Annotated in this window: 17 protein-coding genes; 4 read left to right on the top strand and 13 right to left on the bottom strand. The window is 42.4% G+C overall.

Features of this window, described 5'->3' with window-relative positions:
- Position 1: 1 nt before the first annotated feature.
- From KTO63_RS20170 to miaE, 7 genes are all read right to left on the bottom strand, one after another.
- Positions 2 to 823 (bottom strand): hypothetical protein, encoded by an 822-nt coding sequence (locus KTO63_RS20170; RefSeq protein ID WP_217793724.1) that lies wholly within the window; start codon positions 821 to 823, stop codon positions 2 to 4.
- 36 nt (positions 824 to 859) lie between these two features.
- A complete protein-coding gene (locus tag KTO63_RS20165; RefSeq protein ID WP_217793722.1) occupies positions 860 to 1,669 on the bottom strand; it encodes a hypothetical protein in 810 nt (269 codons plus the stop codon).
- A 50-nt stretch (positions 1,670 to 1,719) separates the two neighbouring features.
- Positions 1,720 to 2,535, bottom strand: a complete 816-nt coding sequence (locus tag KTO63_RS20160; RefSeq protein WP_217793720.1) for a hypothetical protein — start codon at positions 2,533 to 2,535, stop codon at positions 1,720 to 1,722.
- A 605-nt stretch (positions 2,536 to 3,140) separates the two neighbouring features.
- Positions 3,141 to 3,650, bottom strand: a complete 510-nt coding sequence (locus tag KTO63_RS20155; RefSeq protein WP_217793718.1) for a hypothetical protein — start codon at positions 3,648 to 3,650, stop codon at positions 3,141 to 3,143.
- Positions 3,651 to 3,783: 133 nt separating this feature from the next.
- Positions 3,784 to 4,431 carry an alpha/beta fold hydrolase gene (locus tag KTO63_RS20150; RefSeq protein WP_217793716.1) on the bottom strand — a complete coding sequence of 216 codons (648 nt, stop codon included), beginning with the start codon at positions 4,429 to 4,431 and terminating at the stop codon, positions 3,784 to 3,786.
- Positions 4,432 to 4,487: 56 nt separating this feature from the next.
- Complete coding sequence (locus tag KTO63_RS20145) at positions 4,488 to 5,264, bottom strand: (Fe-S)-binding protein (RefSeq protein WP_217793714.1); 777 nt, start codon at positions 5,262 to 5,264, stop codon at positions 4,488 to 4,490.
- 138 nt (positions 5,265 to 5,402) lie between these two features.
- Positions 5,403 to 6,017: a tRNA-(ms[2]io[6]A)-hydroxylase gene (miaE, locus tag KTO63_RS20140; protein WP_217793712.1), complete on the bottom strand. Its 615-nt coding sequence runs from the start codon at positions 6,015 to 6,017 to the stop codon at positions 5,403 to 5,405.
- A 180-nt stretch (positions 6,018 to 6,197) separates the two neighbouring features.
- On the opposite strand from miaE, the gene KTO63_RS20135 reads away from it, so the two are divergent.
- From KTO63_RS20135 to truB, 3 genes are all read left to right on the top strand, one after another.
- Entirely contained in the window at positions 6,198 to 7,280 is a 1,083-nt protein-coding gene (locus tag KTO63_RS20135; RefSeq protein WP_217793709.1) for an aminotransferase class I/II-fold pyridoxal phosphate-dependent enzyme, read from the top strand.
- Positions 7,281 to 7,398: 118 nt separating this feature from the next.
- The gene (locus KTO63_RS20130; RefSeq protein ID WP_217793707.1) at positions 7,399 to 9,876 is read left to right on the top strand and encodes a DUF5686 and carboxypeptidase regulatory-like domain-containing protein; all 2,478 of its coding nucleotides are present in this window, start codon (positions 7,399 to 7,401) and stop codon (positions 9,874 to 9,876) included.
- A 172-nt stretch (positions 9,877 to 10,048) separates the two neighbouring features.
- On the top strand, positions 10,049 to 10,729 hold the full coding sequence (truB, locus tag KTO63_RS20125; RefSeq protein ID WP_217793705.1) for a tRNA pseudouridine(55) synthase TruB: 681 nt from the start codon (positions 10,049 to 10,051) through the stop codon (positions 10,727 to 10,729).
- Positions 10,730 to 10,874: 145 nt separating this feature from the next.
- Here the strand turns inward: truB and KTO63_RS20120 are convergent, their stop codons facing one another.
- A complete protein-coding gene (locus KTO63_RS20120; protein ID WP_217793702.1) occupies positions 10,875 to 13,238 on the bottom strand; it encodes a BamA/TamA family outer membrane protein in 2,364 nt (787 codons plus the stop codon).
- Between the two features lie 24 nt (positions 13,239 to 13,262).
- Between KTO63_RS20120 and KTO63_RS20115 the strand changes: the two genes are divergently transcribed.
- Positions 13,263 to 13,997, top strand: a complete 735-nt coding sequence (locus KTO63_RS20115) for an RNA methyltransferase (RefSeq protein WP_217793700.1) — start codon at positions 13,263 to 13,265, stop codon at positions 13,995 to 13,997.
- Positions 13,998 to 14,294: 297 nt separating this feature from the next.
- On the opposite strand, the gene KTO63_RS20110 is transcribed toward KTO63_RS20115, so the two are convergent.
- The 5 genes from KTO63_RS20110 to KTO63_RS20090 all read right to left on the bottom strand — a co-directional run bounded on the left by KTO63_RS20110 (position 14,295) and on the right by KTO63_RS20090 (position 21,942).
- Complete coding sequence (locus KTO63_RS20110; protein ID WP_217793698.1) at positions 14,295 to 15,983, bottom strand: DEAD/DEAH box helicase; 1,689 nt, start codon at positions 15,981 to 15,983, stop codon at positions 14,295 to 14,297.
- A 194-nt stretch (positions 15,984 to 16,177) separates the two neighbouring features.
- Positions 16,178 to 16,396, bottom strand: a complete 219-nt coding sequence (locus KTO63_RS20105; RefSeq protein ID WP_217793695.1) for a hypothetical protein — start codon at positions 16,394 to 16,396, stop codon at positions 16,178 to 16,180.
- Positions 16,397 to 16,481: 85 nt separating this feature from the next.
- On the bottom strand, positions 16,482 to 17,198 hold the full coding sequence (locus tag KTO63_RS20100; protein ID WP_217793692.1) for a head GIN domain-containing protein: 717 nt from the start codon (positions 17,196 to 17,198) through the stop codon (positions 16,482 to 16,484).
- A gap of 251 nt (positions 17,199 to 17,449) precedes the next feature.
- Complete coding sequence (locus tag KTO63_RS20095; RefSeq protein WP_217793689.1) at positions 17,450 to 19,807, bottom strand: TonB-dependent receptor; 2,358 nt, start codon at positions 19,805 to 19,807, stop codon at positions 17,450 to 17,452.
- Positions 19,808 to 20,016: 209 nt separating this feature from the next.
- The gene (locus KTO63_RS20090; RefSeq protein ID WP_217793687.1) at positions 20,017 to 21,942 is read right to left on the bottom strand and encodes an STN and carboxypeptidase regulatory-like domain-containing protein; all 1,926 of its coding nucleotides are present in this window, start codon (positions 21,940 to 21,942) and stop codon (positions 20,017 to 20,019) included.
- Between the last annotated feature and the right edge of the window lie 73 nt (positions 21,943 to 22,015).

The following is a 22,015-nucleotide window of genomic DNA, read 5'->3' as shown; positions in this document are numbered from 1 at the left end:
ACTAATAAAACTTCGGATTTCCCTTACAATCATACTCAATCACCATTTTGTCGAATACGAAAGCGGTCATGAATTGTTCTCCGTCCGTAAAAGGATCTCGGGGTACCAATTCCATTGACGTTGGCAACATATAAGAGTTGTAAGTAAATATATTTGAGCCGTAGTAGTTGGCCCGAAGATTGTTTACATCGCTGTTATTATTTACGAACATCCATATTTTATTTGTGCGCATCATATTTACAGCGCTATCGTAGGCATTCGATGGATAGAAAGTTGAATTACCATTTGCATCGTACTCGTAAAGAGTAACCTCGCTGGGGTTTTGGGCGTTGGTCATTTTTATTACTCGTCCATATTGGTCATAATCGAAGAGTCTTACGCGAATCGGGCCGATGGGCACAAGAGGAGGACGTGGGTCCGTAATGTAGGAACCGTAGCCATAAAGTGCATAAGTGGTGTCCAGCACTTGTGTAGGTGATAAATAGCGGTAAGTGTCCCATAGCCAAACCTGCTGTTGTCCGGGGGGATTTAATATCCAATCTGTGAGTCGTCCCTTTTTATCGTAACGGAAATGTTGATCGAAACTAAAGTGTGTTAAAGGTGTATCAGGATTGATGCCTAAAACATCCTTCGGTTGTCCCTTGTTGTTGTAGATGACATTAAATTCATTGTAACTGTCGTTGAACCAGACCTTGAATTTTTTGATGTCACAGTATTTAAATTCCTGTCCGGGATCTTTGTCTACCTGGTCATAAAGTTTCTTACATCCCGTGATGTAAAACGTTGCAATAATGATAAGGAGTGTACCAGTTGCTTTTTTCATAATAGAGCGTTTTTTAGTGTTTGTAGTAAAGCAGGGTTAGTAATTTACTTTGGAGATGTCGCAGGCGTACTTGATTTCCAGCGTGTCAAATGCAAATCCAAACTTGCTGGTGTTGTATTGAAAGCCATCATAGGCCACGTATTTTGTAGGCAAGCCATAAGAATTGTAGCTCACGATTTTCGCAAGGGAGTAATTGGGCGGAGCCAGGTATGCAATTGGATTATTTGCGCTATAGTCCCAAAAGACTTGCTGCCACACTTCATTTGTTCTGTAAGGATTTATTTTATTGTCGTAGGTAGCAGGGAAAGTGCGGACGAGATTTCCCTTGGCATCGTATTGGAAAGAATTATTGTAGTTGCCGGTTGACGTTACACTTATGATACGTCCATCGTTATCTGTTGTGAAGTTGTAAAAAACTTTGGCACTTGGAGGCGCATTGACCGGAGGTTTGGGGTCAGACAGATTGCCGCTGTTAAAGTAGACAGAATCGAAAATCTTGTTGTGGGCATATTGATAAGAGTGCCAGGTAATTGGAACGGAATACCCATGGTAAGCAACAATCTGATCTGTCAGTTGATTGTGCTTGTCGTATCTGTAATACTGATCGAAGTTCATGTAAACAGGGTATCCTTCGCGGGCGACGACGCTTGTCATATTTCCCTTTTTGTCGTAGGTAACATCAAAGATCACTGTTAGCCCGTTTTCAGAAACGATAAACTGTGTGATCTTACATGCATCAGATGTGGCTGTGGGATGGTGTTCTACATAGTCATACAGTTTTTTGCAGCTGCTTAATGCAAATAACCCAAAGGCAAATACCGCGATGATAAGGTTTTTAACTTTCATACATTTAAGGTTTAATGGTTAATGGTCAAAGTTGTATAGCGTACGGACTTTTAATAATTTATTTTAGACAAATCGCAATCGTACTTTACTTCCAGCGAATCGTAGATGAAACCAAACGTGTAAAGCGAGTTAGGTGCATAGCGGTTGGTTCTGTACTTAGTGGGAAGGCCGTAAGTGTTATAGCTTACAATTTGCGGGTAAGTTTGCTGATCTATTCCCGGAATGTCAATGGGATTGTTGGCGCTGTAATCTCTAAGTGTTAGCTGCCACATGTTGTTGGTTCGGTAAGCATTGATTTTGTTGTCATAAAGCGACTTAGGGTCACGTAAAAGATTTGCGTTGAAATCATATTTGTAACTGACAGTCTGATTTGGATTTCCAAATCCAGGAACGAATGTGGCTTCGATGATTCTGCCTTGGGCGTCCAGTTTAAGTTCTTCATAGGTCTTACCAATATAGTTATTTACCGGAGGCGCGGGATCATGATAATTCCCCGAATATGTGTAAAGGGTGTCGACGATCTTATCCTTAAAATATCTGTAAGAGTCCCATAATATAGCGCCGCCGAGTGAGCCATGATACACTGCTATCCGCTCTGCAATTCTGTTTTTATTGTCATATCGGAAGTAATAGTCGTAGTTAGGAACATTGTCTGTTTGTGCAACAATGCTGATGATGTTTCCTTTTTTGTCATAACTGACGTCGCGTGCAGTTTTAAAAGAACCGGAGTAAGTCACAAACTGTGTGATCTTACATGCGTCGCAGGTTCCGGTTGGGTTCTTTTCAATGTAATCATAAGCTTTTTTACAACCTGCAGTGTAAAGGATGACAAGGGTCAAAGCAATAGTTGAAATTCGTACTCTCATAAAAACGTTTTTAGGTTTATATTAATAGTTAGAGGCTCCGTTGTGAAAACATTTTTATAGTGTACGGACAAACATTTGCTGTCTGACTTTCGAAAACGACAGATTCTTTCCCCGAATTGTTGAAGAAGTGAATTGGTCCCAACATGTTCATTATGGGGCCATTGCTGTTAGTGTTTGCAGTATGTAGAAGCAACAGGAGTGCCGTGCAAACAAATGAGCAGGACATTTCATAACACAAGGTTTAGGTGCAAAAAAGGGGTTGACAACAAATATGTGCTGTTAATTTTCAGGGGGCAGAAATGTTTGTGAAATCAGTGAAGTAAGCTTGATGGGAATAGTTGGATTAGGTAGGACGGCGATGTAAAAGTAAAGAGTTCAAAAGGCCATGTCAATAGCAAGACAGGTAATTTATACAGAAATAATAATAGAAGTAAAAGTAGAATAGTGATGGAGGAGTCTGAAATGCAATTTGAAAATATGAGAATTTGAAAATGCATTGTGCGCTGCATTCATTTGTAACACATACTACAGGACTGTGCCAGAAGGGTTTGTTACACTTGAACGCAATTTTCAAATTTTCAAATCAGCACATTTTCAAATTGTCCCTAAACTGTTTTGGCGATTTTCCTAGCCAGCCAGCTATCTTTTACTGGAATGATCCATTTCGTTTCCAGTTCATCTTTTGTAAGTACCATGTTGTTGAAATACAAAGTGTCCGGCGTTACAAAACCGTTCTCAATGGCATGATTTAAATGCGCAAGCGGCAACATTTGAATTTTGTCTTTTACGACGAATGCCAGCATTTGCCTGTCAAACATATTTACCTGGTAGGTTTGCTCAATTTGCTTGATTACGCGAACAGAACTGTCAGTGCTACATCCGCTTACGCCTGCATCAGTTTCATCTGCCATCAGCACAACAAACTGTCCGAAAAACAATGTACTGAAGCCTTTAACAGGCGTTCCATGTGTATTCCAGCTGTTTACAAATTCTTCCAGCAGACCTTCAATTTGTAAGGCTTCATTTATAGTAAACAAACGGCTCGCCTGGTACACCCAAACTCGTGATGACGGTGCAAAACCCTCGGGTAATAGATCTTTGTATTCGAGATTCATGGAGCGAAGGTAGGCAATTTGAAAATTTGAGAATTTGAAAATTTGAGAATTGTTCAGGTTCGTCATGCTTCTCTAACACAATCTTGTTGCACATGTTACAAGTGAATGGGACACAGAATGAATTTTCAAATTCTCAAATCTTCAAATCTTCAAATTTCAACAGCAAGCTGTTGATCACATCGCCGTGAGTAAAGACCATGAAGTGCCCGCCGCCATCGATGTAGTATTGGGCTTTGGAGTTCCAGAAGATTTTGTCTTTTTTTCCGTGGAGCTGTAAGAGGTTTTGGGGTTTGGTATCATTTTTCCATCGGGTAATCTGACTGATCGCCCATTTAAAAAAGTGACGATTAGTATCCTTTATGATATCTCCCAGAAGCACCTTTGCTTCGTTCGTCAATGGCCCAAAGAGCCAGAACAATGTTGCGTTTGCCTTCAACATGTAAGTGTAAGGCAGGTATTTGTCAAGGCTGTATTTGCCTGCCAATCTGTACATGTAGGGGATTTCAGTGTGCGTAGTAACGCTGGAGATGATGATGACTTTTTGCGGACGCGTAATTTTGGCCAGCTCGCAAGCAATGATCCCGCCAAAGGAAAGGCCGATTAATATAAACGGCTCAGTATCATCAATTATGGTGGAGAGCCGTTTTGTATATGCCTGTATAGTTTCCCGCTTCAAGGGCTCGATCCAGTCAACATGAACAGGATGGAACTTTTCCGGAACCTTAATGTGCTTAAAGGCTCTTTTATCTGCGCCCAAACCGGAAATGAAGTATGCGTTCATGAGTACAGCCGAATTTGAAAATTGAAGGACAATTTGAAAATGTGCTAATTTGAAAATTACATTGACATCGCCACCAGCTCAGCAATGTCCAGCACAGCCACCTCGTTCTCTTTTTCTTTGTTTTTAACGCCGTCTGTAAGCATGGTGTTGCAGAACGGACAAGCGGACGCTACTACAGAAGCGCCTGTTTCGAGGGCCTCGTTGGTACGTTCAATATTTATGCGGATATCGCCTTTTTCCTCTTCCTTAAACATTTGAGCGCCACCGGCACCGCAACACAATCCTTTGCTGCGGCAACGTTTCATTTCCACCAGTTCAGCATCCAATGCTTCCAGCACTTTCCGCGGAGCTTCATAAATGTTATTTGCGCGACCGAGGTAACAGCTATCGTGGTAAGTGATTTTTTTGCCTTTGTAAACGCCGCCTTCCTGCATTTTTATTTTGCCTTCATCAATCAGTTGTTGCAGAAATGTCGCGTGGTGAATAACCTCATAATTACCGCCAAGGTCAGGGTACTCATTTTTAAGTGTATTGAAACAATGCGGACAGGCGGTTACGATTTTTTTGATGCCATAGTTGTTGAGGATCTGTATGTTTTGATACGCCATCATCTGAAACATAAATTCGTTTCCGGCGCGTCGAACAGGATCTCCTGTGCACATTTCTTCTTTTCCCAGAATGGCGTAATTCACTCCTACTTTAGTAAGAATGGTAGCAAAAGCTTTGGTTATTTTCTGAGCACGTTGATCAAAACTTCCGGAGCATCCAACCCAAAATAGTACGTCTGGTGATTGTCCGTTCGCAAACATTTCCGCCATTACAGGAACCTGCATCGTTGATAGTTTTTTGGTTGGGTGTAAAACTAGGAAAAAGTAGTGAGTTATGAGTTGAGAATTGAGAGTGGAGAGTTGAGAGTTGAGAGTTATCGTGAATTCCTCACTCTCCACTCTCCACTCTCAATTCTCAACTACCTAATGAATCCTGTCCCCGCGCACTTCCATGCTTTGCATCAGGCCCGCTTCAAAATCCAGCCATTCTTTCCAGCGTTTGCGAACCTTTTCTTTGTCGATATACATTTCTGCCAGTTCGATGAAAAGCTTGTAGTGGCCCGCTTCGCTTTCCATAAAGCGGCGATAAAAGTTTTGCATGTAAGGATCTTCCAGGCCTTCACTCAGTCGTTTGAAGCGCTCGCAACTGCGGGCTTCAATAAGTGCCATGGTCAGCAATCTGTCGAGGAGGGTGTCTTCCACGCTGCCGCCTTTTACCTGGAACTCCAGCAATGCGTTTACGTACAGGTCCTTCCGTTGCTTGCCCAGCTTAAGCCCTCGCTTTTTGAGTTCTGCCAGAACCAACCGGAAATGTCCCCATTCTTCCGTAACGATTGGAGCAAGTTCTTCTACCAGTTCCACCCTGTCAGAATATCGCTGGATAAGCGAAATACAGGTGGTGGCTGCTTTTTGCTCGCAATATGCGTGATCGGTTAAAACCGCCTCCAGCGAAATCTCCGCCAGGTTCACCCAGCGTGGATCTGTAGGTAATTGCAGACCCAGTATGTTTTTGACGTTTATTGATTCTGTAGGTTCCATCGCGTAAAGTTATGAGTTTTGGGTTTTGAGTAATGCGTTATGAGTTTGTGGCCGCGGGCGTAATAGTGTTCTGTTTACGTATCAGATTGTATTTGTTTCTTTGATAGAGCTGCACATGAAAACTCAAAACTCATTACTCAAAACTCAAAACCTTTCCTCAAAACTCATAACTTGCTTTTTATGAACGAGGATTTTCTGCATAAAAAACTGGAAGAGCGAAAAGCAGCAGGTGCTTACAGAACGTTGAAGCTAACGGAAGGGATGATTGATTTTTGTTCCAATGATTATTTGGGCATTGCAACAAATAACCTGATCAAACCGGATGAAAACTTGAAGCACGGTTCTGCAGGATCACGTTTGCTGGCCGGAAATTATGCGCTGATAGAAAATGTAGAAAAGCAGTTAGCGACATTTCATGACGCAGAAACCGCATTAATTTTTAATTCGGGATTTGATGCTAATCTCGGCTTGTTAAGTTCCATTGCGCAAAAAGGTGATACCATCATTTACGATGGGTTGTCACATGCAAGTATACGCGATGGCCTGAGGCTGAGTTTCGCCACTTCGTTTTCGTTTGCACACAACGATATGGCTGATCTTGAAAAAAAGCTGAGCCTTGCAAAGGGAAATATTTTTGTGGTGACGGAAACTGTTTTCTCAATGGATGGCGATATGGCCCCAATGCACACTTTGGTTAGTCTGTGTGACCGTTACAATGCAAATCTTATTGTGGATGAAGCGCACGCAATTGGTGTTATTGGAGAACATGGTGAGGGATTGTCGCAGCACACGCAACTGCACAGGCATTGTTTTGCACGGGTCTATACTTTCGGAAAAGCAATGGGCATACATGGTGCAGCCATTGTTGGCTCTGACGCATTGAGAAATTATCTTGTCAATTATGCACGATCTTTTATTTATACAACTGCTTTGCCCGAAGCTTCCGTAAATGCCATTCAAAAAAGTTATGAACTGATTCCTTCTTTGCATAAAGAAAGAATGCACTTGAAAGAACTAATCGCGCAATTTCAACATGCACCGCTTCGATATACAAAAATGCAATCGGCGACTGCCATACAGGGCGTTATTGTTCCGGGCAATGAAGCGGTAAAAGAAGTAGCGGCGCAACTGCAGAAAAATAATTTTGACATTCGTCCCATACTGTATCCAACGGTGCCAAAAGGGGAGGAGCGGTTGCGTATTGTGCTGCATGCCTTTAATACGAGGGAAGAAGTGACGCGATTAGTTGAATGCTTATTATAATTGGTAGCAAATTAAGTTGCTGCTTTTAATTTTTTTTTAAGATGTCATTTAACTTTTTCATATGATGTGTTCGCTGTCATGTATTTAGCATTCAGTTTTTTTGTTATTATATTTAACTATGAACCACACCATACGCTTCATCGCGAGCCTACTGCTCTTGCATGTTTCTTTCTTCACCTATGCTGGTAGAATAAGCGGAACCGTTACTGATGATAAAGGTGCTGTGTTGCCCTTCGCTTCTATACTTATCAAAAACTCTACACATGGCACTACTGCCAACAATGAAGGAAAATATTTTTTGCAATTAGCGCCCGGTACATATACCATCGTGTGCCAGTATGTGGGTTATGAAAGGAAAGAAAAAGAAATTACGATAGGCAGCGAGGATGTTGTATTGAATTTTCAATTATCACGCCAGCAACTTTCGTTGGCGGAAGTAGTGGTGAGGCCGGGTGGCGAAGATCCCGCGTATGAGATAATAAGAAACGCCATAAAAAAACGTCCGTTTTATTTGAAACAACTTGACACGTTTCAATGTGAAGTGTACATCAAAGGACAAATGCAGCTGCGCGACTATCCCAATAAATTCATGGGGCAGAAAATTGATTTTGAAGATGGTGATACAAGCAAGAAGAAAATGATGTACCTCTCAGAATCTGTGATGAAGTATTCTTCGCAAAACGATAAAATTAAAGTGGAAGTCTTGTCGACAAAAGTAAGTGGACAAAGAGACGGCTTTGGATTCAGCTTGCCACAGTTTGTCACGTTTTATAAGAACAATGTTGACCTCGGCCCCAACTTAAATCCGCGTGGTTTTATTTCTCCGATTGCAGATAATGCGCTGAATTTTTACAAATACAAATTTGAAGGAAGTTTTATTGAGGATGGCCGCGAGGTCAACCGCATCAAGGTAATTCCAAAAAGGAAGTATGAGCCGTTGTTCAGCGGCTATATCAACATTACAGACAATGACTGGCGCATTCACAGTGTGGAGCTGGAGATTACAAAGGAGTCGCAAATGCAGTTTCTCGATACATTACGCATCAACCAGTTGTATGTGCCGTTTGATACGAATGTGTGGGTAATAAAAACACAGGTGGTATATCCGGCCATTAAAGTTTTCGGGTTTGATCTGTACGGCAATTTTGTAAACATCTATTCGAAGTTTGATGTGCATCCGGAGTTCCAGAAAAAATTCTTCGACAATACTGTTTTGAAATATGAAGAGGGCAGTAACAAAAAAGATAGTTTGTACTGGGACACGATACGTCCGGTTCCACTGCAGACAGAAGAGCTAAGAGACTATCATAAAAAAGACAGCCTGGAGAAATTGCGCGAAGATCCGCGTTACCTGGATTCCATCGACAGGATCCGCAACAAGCCTTCTGTGCCCGGTATTTTGTTTGTGGGGCAAACCATTTCCAGGCAAAAGAACAGATCAACACTTACTATTTTCCCGCTGGCACAATCAGTGAGCTTTAATACAGTTGAAGGATGGGTGATTAATGCGCGGGTGACCTACACAAAAAGACTCGACTCCACGGGCTTTAGCAGATCGGTTTCCATTTCGCCGCTTATCCGCTACGGTTTTAGTAACGGGCATTTGAATGCCTATCTCACAGCTTCTTATGATGTGGGCAAGAAACGGCCGTCCAGCTTTTCGATAGGTGGTGGTAAAAACGTTTATCAATTCAATAATAGCAATCCCATCGACCCTCTTTTCAATAGTTTCTCCTCCCTGATCTGGATGCACAATTATATGAAGATATACGAGGCATGGAGCGGCAGGATCGATTATTCAAAAGGCATTGCAGATGGGCTTACAGCAAGGATCGGGTTTCAATACCAGGATAGAATGCCACTTGAAAATACGACCGATCAATCCTGGAAGGCCTGGGATACGCGAAGTTATACGCCAAATTACCCAACCGATCTGATGTCTGAAAACTTTACACGCCACCAGGCTTCGATGTTGTCATTAAGTGTAAGCTGGAGACCTGGCAGTCGCTACATTGAGTTTCCGGACAGACGATTTGAGATCAGTTCAAAATATCCAACCTTTACGGCCAGCGTAACTATGGGCATTAAGGGATTGTTTGGCAGCGATGTTGATTATGGAAAATGGCGCATAGGCGTCAACGATGATCTGAATCTGAAACTGGCAGGAACTTTTAAATACAATATTTCTGCCGGTGGTTTCTACAGGGCAAAAGAAGTGCAGGTGCCGGATTACAAGCATTTCAACGGCAACCAGATCACCATGGTGACCAATTATTTCAATGGCTTCCTTTTGTTACCTTACTACAAATTCAGCAATACCGCTACGCTGTATGGCGAAGCACATATAGAACATCACTTCAATGGGTTTCTCACCAATAAAATTCCGCTGTTCCGAAAGCTGAACTGGCAATTGGTCGGCAGCATGAATACATTTTACATCAACGATCACAGCAGCTACATTGAGGCCGGTGTGGGGCTGGAAAATGTTTTCCGCATCCTCCGCGCAGATTTTGTTTGGGGATTTGAATATGGGCAGAAGGCGTATACGGGGTTTAGGCTGGGGATTAATTTGCTGGCGCCGCCGAGAGGAAATTAGGAATTAGAAGTTAGGAGTTAGGAGTTAGAATTTGCGTGTGCGCGAAGACGCTTATGAAAGTTAAGCAGATTCAAGTCAGCGATTCTTCCTCCTGTTGCACGCGAAGGGCTCCTAATTTCTAATTTCTAACTCCTAATTCCTGATCACTCTGTATTTTCGCAAAAAATAGCACTTGGAACGCATTTATAAAAACAAGTACGACGAGGGGCAGGTGATTTTGATTGATAAACCGATGGAATGGACTTCTTTTGACGTGATCAGGAAAATTCGCAATCTGATCAAGATTAAAAAAGTGGGACATGCCGGAACGCTCGATCCGCTGGCTACCGGCTTGTTGATCGTGTGCACGGGAAGGTTTACCAAGAAAATCAACGAATACATGGCGCGGGAGAAAGAATACACCGGCACCATCACCATCGGCGCTGTTACGCCGACGTACGACCTCGAAAGCGAACCAATCGATCTGAAAGAGTATGCTCACATTACCCCGGAGCAGATCCGCGAGGCGACTAAGCAGTTTACCGGGGAAATTATGCAGGTGCCGCCCATACATTCCGCTATTAAAGTAGATGGCAAAAGAGTGTACGAGTTAGCCAGGAAAGGAAAAGAAGTAAAGCTTGATGCCCGCCCCATCACCATCAAAGAATTTGAGATCACATCTATTGATCTTCCCAAAATAGATTTCAGAGTGGTTTGTTCCACAGGCACCTATATACGCAGCCTTGCCAACGATTTCGGTGCAGCCCTCGGCTGCGGCGGCTACCTAAGCAAGCTTTGCCGGACTCGAATAGGAGAGTTTACGCTTGATCAGGCGGAGAGTATTTCAAGCTTTGAAGCAAAGCTCGAAATTTGAAAATTTGAGGATTTGGAAATTTGAAAATGCTTTTTGTGCGACTCCCCACTGGGAGCGTTTAATCTCTGAATTGCGAGAAGATAAAGCAGCTGTTTTGCGGCTGCACCCTCCATTTTCAAATCTTCAAATTTTCAAATTCTCACATTTAAAACGGGTAATTGATCCCCAACTGAAACTGTCCGTCGAAGAATTTGATTTGCTGGAACCAGCCGTAGTGATAGTCGGCGTAGTAAGGATTTTTAAAGGTGTAAGCCCAGTCAAGGCGAATGAGGAAATAATCAAAGTCGAAACGCAAGCTGGTGCCGGCGCCCACTGCGAGGTCTTTATACAGGCGGTTAAATTTGAAAACGCCATTGTTTAATCCTTCCTGCCCCTGGTTGTTGCGCAGCCATATATTCCCCATGTCGGCGAAAATCGCACTCTTCACTTTCAGGCTTCCAATACTAAACAGATTATAGCGGTATTCTACGTTTCCTTCCAGTTGAATGTCTCCGAAGCGGTCGAGATTTTGGCTAAGATCGTTGTAAAATCTTGAGGAACCGGGCCCCAATTGTCTGGCACGCCACGCACGCATACTGTTAGGGCCGCCTGCCGTGAATCCACGGGTTACCGGCAATGCCTGTTCGGGTATAATGTTGCCCAAGCTGTCTTTGGTTTTGCCATAGGAAAATCCATAGCCACCATAAGCATGAAATGCAAGGGCCGTCTTCTTGTAGGTAATATTGTGGCTGTAATCGATAAAAGTTTTTACAAAACGAAAGAGTTTAGCGTCTACATCGAGTGTTTTTATCAGACCAAGAACCCCACCGCTCTGCTCCAATCCAGTCTTTACCGATGTTGTATGTTTTCCTTTTGTGGTGATGACCTGGAACCTGAAGTTCTGGCTGATAATAAAACCATCCTGAAAAGTATAGTAGAGATTGGGGGCCTCTTTTATCAAACCACGTAAGCTGTCTGTTGGAATAACGTGCTGATATTCAAGGTTTATTGGGCTGTAGTTAAATAAGTATATTTTGTTTCTCCTGGTGATTTCACGACCCTTTGTCCAATCGTACGACCAGGAAATGTTGGCATTTTGAATGGTATAAAAATCCTTTCTCAGGGTGTTTGATGCGTTGATGCTAAGGTTGGTTCCCTCGGTACTGATTTTTCCCTTTACACGGCTACTGTCTTTGAATGGCAAGATGAATTTAGGAAAGTGTAGCGTATAGTTAACCGAAGTCTGAATGGTTTGCAGCAATTGTTGGCCCAGTTCAACACCAAAACGTGTGTTAAGGCTACTTTGTACAGATTGTTTAGCAATGTTTTTGTCAGTAACGCCAAATGTAACACCGAGACCAAACAAGTTAGTGGCAACCACATCACTTTCGTTACGGCTGGCTTCCAAACCGATGTTCAGGTTGCGCCTCACAGCAGGATAGAGGCGCACATCCATATTTAGTTTGCCAAGTGAATCATTAGAGAAAATATCGATGGCTGTTTGCTGCCATGCGCCCAGCTGGTTATAGCTGTTGATGGTTCGTATATAGTTGCGCTGACTGTACAGTGCGCCGGGTTTCAGATAGTTGTTGTCTACTACGAATTTTGGTTTGAAGAGATTGTATCTTGAAAGAACGGTTATGCCCCGAACCGTATCCTTCTTGTATGGCGTTTCCACACTGTCTTCCCTGATGCTGAGGTCCGGGTAAATGGAAATTTTGTCAAGATAATACCTCTTTAAATGTGAAGGGTTTTCTTTTGCCCTTTGTTTGAAAACGATGTCTACTGTAGGTTTTTCCCTTTTTTTCTGGAGCTCAGATAAAAGACGCGCTCTCTCGAACAAATCGATGTTTGGGTTGATAAGCAATGCCTCCACTGTGTCAACTTCTGCGTAAATGTCTTCGCGACTGATTTTGTAGTAGCCGTTATTTTTAAACACATCGATCAGCCTGTCCAGCTCGCCGGCAATTGCTTCTTTTTTATAAGCATCACCTTTTTTCAGGTCTGAGCGTCGCATGTTGCGCATTGTAAGGCCCTGCAAAGTCGTATCTCTGAAACTATAACTGATTGAATCAATTGTGGTAAGCACGCCTGGACTAACTGTAAACGTTGTTATAACCCGCAGTTGTTGCTTCTTCTTTTTCCTTTTAACGACAAGGGTAGTATCCCATCTTACACTTCCGCTCATGTAGCCCTGGCTCTTCAGGAGTGCCCTCATGAAAGCGGCGCTGCGAACGGCATATGAAGTGTCAAAAGCAGGCGGCTTGTCGAGCTTTTTCCGAACAAGCATTTTGGTAACAAGTCGGTTCTTAATGCTGTCGTCGAGCTGGTTCAGCAGTTTTTCCTTTAATTCATCCTTTTGGTTAATGGACTGCTTACTTTCAATTTTTATATTTGATTTGAAGACGAAGGGTTTGTTTGGCGGAAAGTTCTTTACCGTAAGGCACGATCCCAAAAAGAAAACAAGTACCAATGCCAGGCAAGTGCTGTAAATGAAGGTGGATGAAGTAACTTGCCGCTTAAATATCATAAAGAAAGTAAACGCTAATAATAAATGTTGGTAAAATCGAAGGCCAAATATATTCAAAGTTTAAGCCAGAAAAAATTAAGAGATGAAGAAAACGTATTTGTAGCGGAAGGCCCCAAAATTGTTCACGAACTTTTACTTTGTAAAAATGTACCGCCGATAGAGATATTTGCGGTGCAAGATTGGCTGGAGTCCAACGCTAGCGTGCTTTCCGGGTTGAAACAGGAGCAGGTAAATGTTGTCAGCGAATCTGAACTTGAGCGTATTTCTTTTCTTACGACTCCCAATAAAGTGCTTTGTGTTTTCCGGAAACCTGCATTTGTTACGAAAGATCATAAAATTATACTTGCTCTTGATGGCATCCAGGACCCGGGCAACCTGGGGACTTTGGTGAGAATTGCCGACTGGTTCGGCATTCAGCAAGTCGTTTGCAATAAAGAATCGGCAGATGTTTTCAATCCCAAAGTGGTGCAGTCAACCATGGCCAGCATTGCAAGGGTGGAGGTTTTGTATGCAGATTTACCGCAATTCATCAAGGAACACTCTTCGCTTGGCGTATATGCCACCCTGTTAAACGGTGAACCCGTTGAAAAAATAGGAAAAATAGAAAGCGGCATTATCGTTACCGGCAACGAATCAAAAGGCATTAGCGAGACGATTCAACAACTGGCTACACGCAAGATCACCATCAAAAGAATTGGCGAGGCAGAGTCCTTGAATGCGGCGGTTGCGACGGGGATAGTGTTGTCACACTTAATTTAATTTGAAAATTTGAAGATTTGAGAATTTGAAAATGCTTTTGACGCAACTTTCAGGACAAAACATTTAATCTCGAATTTCTGAGATTTTGTTACAATTCTGAAGTAGCACCTTGCATTTTCAAATTCTCAAATCTTCAAATTTTCAAATTAAAAAAGCTGAAGTGTGCGACGCAACTTCAGCTTTATAGTAGTACTAACGCTTAGTACCTGGTTATATTTTCAACCTTCAAAGTGATAAAAAGAATTGAAGAATCCTGCACCCCTCATTTTCAAATTTTCACATTTTCAAATTCTCAAATTAGCGACTATTCGCATCATTCATGCGGATGCGTCTGCCTTTGAAAGTTTTGCCGTCGATTGATTTGATCATTTTACCGGCAGAGTTCTTATCGATTTCGATCCAGCTGTTCATTTCTTTCATGTCGATGCGGCCCAGTACTTCTTTCTTAAGGTCGCTCATGTCGAGGATGAACTGAAGGAAACTTGCTTTGTAAAAACCATCTTTGGTGCCAAGGTTCACAAACAAGCGTTGATAGTTGCCACCGCCGCCGTTACCGCCAAACTCACGTCCAGCTGTATCGCGTCTTCTATTACCCTGATCGCGTCCGCCAAACTCACGTCCACCTTGCTCACGCCCATCTCTGCGAACTCTTTTCTCTTCACGGATGTTAAGATCCTCAGCGTTTTCGTAATATTTAAGGAAACGGTCAAACTCCATCGCAGCAACACGTTTCAATACATCTTCTTTAGAAACATCAGCAAATTTTTCTTCCAGCATTGGTACATACGTTTCGTAGTCGCCGTGGCTGATATCTGCTTGCAATAGTTTCTCCATAAAAGAGAAGAACTGTTTGCGGCAAACATCTTTACCGGAAGGAATATCAAGACGGTTAAATTTAGCCTGAACGATATTTTCGATCTGGCGAAGTTTAAAACCTTCGCGATTGTGGATGATGGAAATACAAATACCGGTGTTACCCGCACGACCTGTACGGCCACTTCTGTGCGTGTATACCTCAACGTCATCAGGTAATTCGTAGTTGATAACGTGGGTGATACCCTGAACGTCGATACCACGAGCCGCAACGTCTGTAGCGATCAACAGCTGTAACGTTTTTTCGCGGAAAGCTTTCATCACCTTGTCACGCTGAACCTGTGTAAGGTCGCCGTGTAAAGCATCGATGTCGTAACCTTCGCGGGTAAGGCGCTCAGCAATTTCCTGCGCATCCATTTTGGTACGCGTGAAAATGATACCGTAGATGCCCGGGTTGAAGTCGATGATCCTTTTTAATGTTTCGTAACGGTTAGGTGCCGCCGCAATATAGTATTGGTGATCGATGTTTTTATTGCCGGTGTTTACTTTACCCACAGTAACTTCAACAGGCTCTTTCATGTAGCGTTTGCTCACGCGGCGGATTTCCGGTGGCATGGTAGCGCTGAAAAGCCATGTGCTGTTACGGTTTGGAGTGTTTTGTAAAATAAACTCGATATCATCCTGAAAACCCATGTTCAGCATTTCATCTGCTTCATCAAGAACCACATACTCAATTTTGTCAAGCTGAATGGCTTTTCTTTCGATAAGATCGATAAGGCGACCCGGTGTGGCTACAACTATTTGTACGCCGCGTCTTAGGTCGCGAATTTGTGTGCTGATAGATGTTCCGCCGTATACGGCTACTACCTGCACGCCTGTCATGAATTTTTTGAACAATTCAATTTCGTTCACAATTTGCATGCACAGTTCTCTTGTGGGGCATACCACTAGCGCCTGGGGGTGTTTCTCTGCAGCATTAATAACTTGCAATAATGGAATACCAAATGCGGCAGTTTTACCTGTACCAGTTTGCGCAAGACCTATAAAGTCTTTAGTGCCGCTAAGCAAAACAGGGATCGCTTTTTCCTGTATTTGCGTGGGATTCACAAATCCTAATGCTGATGTAGCTTTTACCAATCGCTCGTCAATACCCAACTCTTCAAATGTCATCATAATATAAAATAAAAATTTGCGCAAAGGTACACTAAAAAAAGCAAGAAAGAAAGGGCATATAAGTAGCTGTATTAAATGTAATTATATATAAGGAGATAGGCAGAAAGCTTAACGCAGAACGCCCAACGCTGAAAGTGCAGCACACAAAGCGTTAAGCATTAAGCATTAAGCATTTAGCATTTAGCGTTACGCATTCACATAAATGATCGCACCAGCTCACCTTCTGAGTTGATCGGATATTCGCCCCAGCAAACGATTTGAGCGGGTTTGCTCTTTTGCAAAACAAAGCCCCTGGCTTGTGGCTTTAGTTCCTTGTTGCTTTCGAGCAAAAGTGCCTGCCAGTCCTGCATGTTAAGGAACACGCCTGTTGCTTCGCCGGTTTCGTTGTACGTGAATTGTGGATGAATGGTCATTGTTAAAAGTTTTGTAAGGTTAAATAAATGCGAATGTTTAAAATGCAGCGAAGCAGAATTGCACTTCGCTGCTGACTTGACTTGATTAATAAGGAGTAACTCTCCCTGATCCTGAAATATTTGCACTGACGCGAGGATTGCCGCGATACCAAACGGTGCCGCTGCCAGAGATCCTGCTATCAAGATTATCTGTTACATATACTTTGATGCCACCTGAGCCGCTCGTGGTGGTGGATGCATTTTTGCTCAACACATTTATCAGGTCAATATTACCGCTGCCGCTGATGTCTGCATTCACTTTATTTGCTGTGCCTTGCGCAACCTGGATATTGCCTGAACCGCTAATGTGTGATGAGATTTGATCACCCTCCACCTTGCTTATTTTGATGTTTCCTGAACCACTTATCTGTAAGTTCAGGTTATCAACTGTCAAATCATTTTGCACATTCACCGTACCTGAGCCACTTTGCGTAAAGCTTTTTACTTCCGGAGCAGTAACATACACTCTGATGGCTTCGTGGGATTTTATATTTACATCATTTCGGAATCTTATTTGCAATTCGCTTCCGCTAATGATTGTCTCCATTACGTCAATGATATTTTGCTGGGCTTCGATCCTTATCTTGTATTCATTTCCATTGCTAAAGAAAACATCGCTTGATATTTTGGAATGCAATGCAGTAAATGCAGAGGTCGTTCTTTCCTGCGTTACCACAGGTCCTTCACCAACAACTTTCTTGCAGGCATTCATTGAAAAAAGAATTGCAATAGAGGCGATAATCACACTAATCTGTTTCATCATTTGGGTTTTTAAAAAGTTTAAAATTGCGTTTTAGTTATTGGATGTTTTAAGGGTTATGTTATGAGTTGTGAGTTTTGAGTAATGAGTTGTGATGGGAACGCTGATTTTCATGATTGTCATGATTTGATGGATTTGAAATTTTTGATTTGAAATTTGACAAGCAGAAACGCTGCCTGCTATTAATTCCAAATAACACACAGAAAGAATTCTTAATTCCTAATTCTTAATTCCTAATTCCTGCGCTCCGGGCATCACCATTCCACTTTATAATTCAACACTGGTATCAGTCCTGTTTGATAGGCAGTTTGAACGGTGCCCTTTGTTGGGTCAAAATATTGGCCGTAAAAGTTTTGTCTGTTGGTAAGGTTTTGTAGATCTAGGGATAAAGTGTTGGTATGTCTTGTTCTGTTCCACTTCATGCTCAAACGTAGATCGGTTCTAAAGTATGCCGGGTTTTGGAGGCTGTAGGCTTCCTTGTCGATGTAATAAGTATAGCCGTAAGCTTGCGATTTTTCTACATCTATCGGCGTGTCTCTGAATCCTCCTGTGTAGATCACTTTTATGTTTACACCAAACGTTCTTCGGCCATTGCCGGACACAAAATCTTTGCCACCTGTAAAGTTTGCTGCGTAGTTGCTATTGAAACGCGTGTTTCTTTCAATGCCATCTGATGCGGTGTATTTCGATTGAAACAAAGAACCACTCGCAAGAAAATAAAAGTAGTTGCTCATGTATTTTTCCAGGGAAATCTCAACGCCATAGTTTTTACCCTTGCCATTGTTTACCATTGGGTCCGTGGTGTAGTCGCCCATTAAGTTCAGTGTTGACAAGGTATTTGTGTCGCTTGTGCTAACAGGAACGTCTAATAATTGCTGGTAATAAAACTCTGTTTTGAAACGAAGATTCCTTGAGAACAGATGACTGTACGAGAACACATAGTGATTTGCTTTGGTGAAGCCCAGCTCTTTATTGGGATGATATACTTTGCCCGTGTTGTCCGTAGTTTCGGCAAAATAGACACCCAGTGCCTGCATTTGACTGTGGCGGCCATAGGCAAATCCAATTGTGTTGGTTTTCGTTACATCCCATTTGATGGCTGCACGTGGTTCGATGGATTTTGAGTCGTTGTACAATAGTTGCAAGTAGTGCAGCCCCGCATCAATTGTTACATTGTTCAATGGTTTGTATTGCCATTCTGCAAAGCCTTGAATGGTCTGGGTTTTGTCGGCGGTGTTTATTTTTTCAGTGACAGGCTTCGTTGGATTTTCTCTTGAACGTTGATAGTAATCAAAGTTGTAAAAGTTGGCAATAATGCCTGCACGAAGGGTTTGCTGATAATTTATCTTGTGGTTAAGTGTGGTAGTAACAGAAAGTTTCTTTGTGGTGTAGTTGTCATTGTATGTGTTCACAACGCTGTCCGGTTTTTCCGCGTAGTTCTCATTGTATTTTGCCCCGACGATAGAATACCCTACGCCGGAAGTAAGGCGCGTGCTGCGGGATAGCGCAATGTTGTGTTTAATGCCGGTGAACCCGGTGTTTGATGTGAATGTTGATCTCACTCTGTCGTAGTCATCTTCCCATTTTGATGAATCCTTTTCTCCATCGTAACCCTGGTTGCTTAGTCCTCCAAAACCAAAGATGGTAAAGTCTCCTGCTTTCTTTGTAGGCAGGAAAATATTGTAAGAAAGATCCTGAAAGTTTGTAGTACCATCGCCAACATTTACACCAACTTTATCCAGTATACTTAAAGTAGAATAGCGATAGTTTACCAGATAGGAGCCTTTGTAATTTTTTGAGAAAGGTCCTTCTGCAGCAAGGTTCAAGCCGAGCACACCAGCCTGAGCAGTGTACTCTCTTTTTTCATTGTTGCCTTGTCTTAAATGTATGTCAAACACGCCGCTTAATGCGTTACCGTAGTCTGCAGCAAATGCACCGGTTATGAAATCCGAATTTGAAAGCAGTTGTGCGCTCAATATACTAATGCCGCCACCACTGCTTGCCGGGTTGCTGAAGTGATTGGGATTTGGAATGTCCATGCCTTCCATTCTCCACAATAATCCAGTAGGGGAGTTGCCGCGGATCACAATGTCGTTGCGACCGTCATCTGCTCCAATAACACCTGGGAAGCTTGTTGCCATGCGCAAAGGATCATTTACTGCTGCGGCATATTTTTGTGTTTCTTCAACGGTGAACGCTCTTGCGCTAACAAGGCTCATTTCGTTAAGCGGCCTGTTTCTTTTGCTCTTTGCTTTCACGATAACTTCTTCCTGCGCTTTGGGATCTACATCAAGAGAAATTGATACGACGTATTCTTTGCCGGAGTTTAGCGTGATGTTTTCAATGGTTCCGTCTTTATAGCCAATATGCGTTACATGCAGGTGGTGCAGGCCTACAGGTACGTTCGTAAACTTGAAGCTTCCATCTGCGGCAGTCGTTGTTGTTCTGTTAAGATCTGTAATAATAACTGTTACACCATCTAATGATTTTTGTAACAATTGATCTGTAACCGTTCCGCGAATCGTTTGAGTAAGTTGTGCGTTGGTCACATAAGAAAGGGTCAATAGTAAAGCTGTTGTTAAAAACAAGTGCCTTAAAGTCTTTGCTGTCATACTTTGTAAGGTTTATGGAAGTGTGACAACCGAAGAATGTTTTACCCCTACGAGAGAAAAGAAATTAGGAATTAAGAATTAAGAATTCTTTTAGTGTAGCATGTAGTGTTGAAACTGAATTTCAGGAATGGTGAAATATATTACTGAATACCCAATAAAATAATCTGCGTAGATCAGTTCAATCAGCGTCATCAGCGTGCTCTCTTCCCTTAAAACAACGCCACGCCCACATTCCACCCAATCCATCCAGTAAGATGATTGTCAAAGGTGTGCACATTATAACCTTCTGAGGGAATGACAGTTGCATAGCCGGGATTCTTTGTTATTTGTTGGGAATAGTACAAACTATACGCCGGGCCGCCGAAAATAGACACGTGCCTGGTGATGTTGTAATGAACATTTAGATTGAAACGAGAAAGAATATTGGCGTTATCAAAATCTCCTAAATAAATTAAACTGCCTGTAAGCTCGGGGTTGATGCCAAATCGTGGAGTAAAGGAGATGTCTGTACCGAGCCCGTATCCTGCACTGTAGGCCTTTTGGTTGTTGTCCAGCTTTGCGCCGGCCGTTAGAATTGAGTACAAATATTTTGTGCCTGATTTGAACGCAATGTTGACACCAGTTACTTCATTATTGTAAAACGCAAGTTTGTGATAGCCTTTGAAAATGATGTTGATCAATCCAAGGCTCACACCTTCAGAAGTATCAGCAATGTTGATCAATCCGATTTGAAGGCCTTTCATTTTTTTTGCGTAGTTAACAATTCCTGCTATTTGAACACCTTGCAAATCATTTGTAACATTGGCAATGCCTGCAAGTTGAAAGCCGTTCATGTAACGGTTTGAGTAGTTGGTTATGCCTGCAATTTGCGCACCTTGTGTTCCGGAGTTTACATGATTGTATATGCCTCCGAGTTGCATGCCCTGCAAGTCATTTCTCAAATAGTTTGCAATGCCGCCAACCTGCAGGCCTGTTGCACTTTTGCCGATATGATTGTAGATGCCGCCCAACTGAACACCGTGAAAACTATTCTTAACATAGTTGGTAATACCACCAACCTGCATACCTACAACGCTGTCCATAACAGTGTTGTTAATGCCGCCAAGCTGAACGCCGGTTACACTTTGACCAACACTGTTGAACAAGCCGCCGACCTGAAAATACTTCACATCTTTTTTGTCAATGTTGAATAAACCACCCATTTCAAACCCGTTTACACCGCCGGAATAACCGCCGAGAATGTTGACTGAGAAATTGTTAACCACCTGCGAGTTCAGCTTCCCGTTCGTGCTTACTTTGGGAAGCACCGAAACCTGTACTGGACGTACGGTAAAGAATTTGTTCAGGTTAACGGATTGTATTTTCAATCGTGATGAAAGCAACAAGCGACCCAGCCTGGTAGTTTCTACCAATGATGAGTCAAGCTTCTTATACGTGTACAGCCAGATACTACTATCTGGTTGTTGAACGGCAACATAAATGGAGTCTGGCGCGTACAAGCTTTGCGGCGTTATGATAATCGATCGGCTGGAAATGTCAATTGGCACAATGGCTATACGTATCTGCTGATTGTAGTTGGGTTGAATGCTCACGGTCGTGTCCTGGTAATTTTCTTTGCTGACCGTAAGTGCAATGCTCTTGTACTTGTTTTTGATTTTTAGTTTAAAATAGCCGTTGTCATCGCTGGTGGCTATAAGTAGTTTTTGCTTTTCATAAATGCTTGCATCCTTAACCCTTTCGCCGGTTTGCTCGTCAATGATATATCCTGTTACGGTAAAAAAGTTATCCTCACTCACAGCCTGGTTGGTTACCAAAGTGAGCTTGATAGGTGCGCGGCGAATAATGATATAATTGCCGCTTTCCTTAAACTCATAGCCCGATCTAAAGATGAGATCAAGAATTTGTTTAATCGTTTTGTTTTGGGCAGATATGGTTACAAGGCTGTCTCTGTTAATGATATTGCTATTGTAAGAAAAATAAAAATCACCTTTGTTGCTGATGATCTCCAACACATCTTCCACTCGCTGACGGGTTACTTCTACGGTAATGGTTTTGTTTAGAATGCTTTGTGCACCTGCGTTTTTGTGAAATAGAAAAGTTGTTAGTACAAGTATAATCAGGGTTAATCTCTGCATGGTCTCTTTTGTTTTATGCTATGAACAAATTCTTTTTCTGCCTATAAATTTGTTCGTCGCTCGTCGTCATTGT

Source organism: Pinibacter aurantiacus, from assembly GCF_019130065.1.
GTDB classification, from domain to species: domain Bacteria; phylum Bacteroidota; class Bacteroidia; order Chitinophagales; family Chitinophagaceae; genus Pinibacter; species Pinibacter aurantiacus.
This window is presented reverse-complemented; position numbering and strand designations above follow the sequence as displayed.

Excerpts from the sequence above, each read along its gene's own strand:
- KTO63_RS20170 (WP_217793724.1), bottom strand. The coding sequence starts at position 823 with ATGAAAAAAGCAACTGGTACACTCCTTATCATTATTGCAACGTTTTAC.
- KTO63_RS20165 (WP_217793722.1), bottom strand. The coding sequence starts at position 1,669 with ATGAAAGTTAAAAACCTTATCATCGCGGTATTTGCCTTTGGGTTATTT.
- KTO63_RS20160 (WP_217793720.1), bottom strand. The coding sequence starts at position 2,535 with ATGAGAGTACGAATTTCAACTATTGCTTTGACCCTTGTCATCCTTTAC.
- KTO63_RS20155 (WP_217793718.1), bottom strand. The coding sequence starts at position 3,650 with ATGAATCTCGAATACAAAGATCTATTACCCGAGGGTTTTGCACCGTCA.
- KTO63_RS20150 (WP_217793716.1), bottom strand. The coding sequence starts at position 4,431 with ATGAACGCATACTTCATTTCCGGTTTGGGCGCAGATAAAAGAGCCTTT.
- KTO63_RS20145 (WP_217793714.1), bottom strand. The coding sequence starts at position 5,264 with ATGCAGGTTCCTGTAATGGCGGAAATGTTTGCGAACGGACAATCACCA.
- miaE (WP_217793712.1), bottom strand. The coding sequence starts at position 6,017 with ATGGAACCTACAGAATCAATAAACGTCAAAAACATACTGGGTCTGCAA.
- KTO63_RS20135 (WP_217793709.1), top strand. The coding sequence starts at position 6,198 with ATGAACGAGGATTTTCTGCATAAAAAACTGGAAGAGCGAAAAGCAGCA.
- KTO63_RS20130 (WP_217793707.1), top strand. The coding sequence starts at position 7,399 with ATGAACCACACCATACGCTTCATCGCGAGCCTACTGCTCTTGCATGTT.
- KTO63_RS20120 (WP_217793702.1), bottom strand. The coding sequence starts at position 13,238 with ATGATATTTAAGCGGCAAGTTACTTCATCCACCTTCATTTACAGCACT.
- KTO63_RS20115 (WP_217793700.1), top strand. The coding sequence starts at position 13,263 with ATGTTGGTAAAATCGAAGGCCAAATATATTCAAAGTTTAAGCCAGAAA.
- KTO63_RS20110 (WP_217793698.1), bottom strand. The coding sequence starts at position 15,983 with ATGATGACATTTGAAGAGTTGGGTATTGACGAGCGATTGGTAAAAGCT.
- KTO63_RS20105 (WP_217793695.1), bottom strand. The coding sequence starts at position 16,396 with ATGACCATTCATCCACAATTCACGTACAACGAAACCGGCGAAGCAACA.
- KTO63_RS20100 (WP_217793692.1), bottom strand. The coding sequence starts at position 17,198 with ATGATGAAACAGATTAGTGTGATTATCGCCTCTATTGCAATTCTTTTT.
- KTO63_RS20095 (WP_217793689.1), bottom strand. The coding sequence starts at position 19,807 with ATGACAGCAAAGACTTTAAGGCACTTGTTTTTAACAACAGCTTTACTA.
- KTO63_RS20090 (WP_217793687.1), bottom strand. The coding sequence starts at position 21,942 with ATGCAGAGATTAACCCTGATTATACTTGTACTAACAACTTTTCTATTT.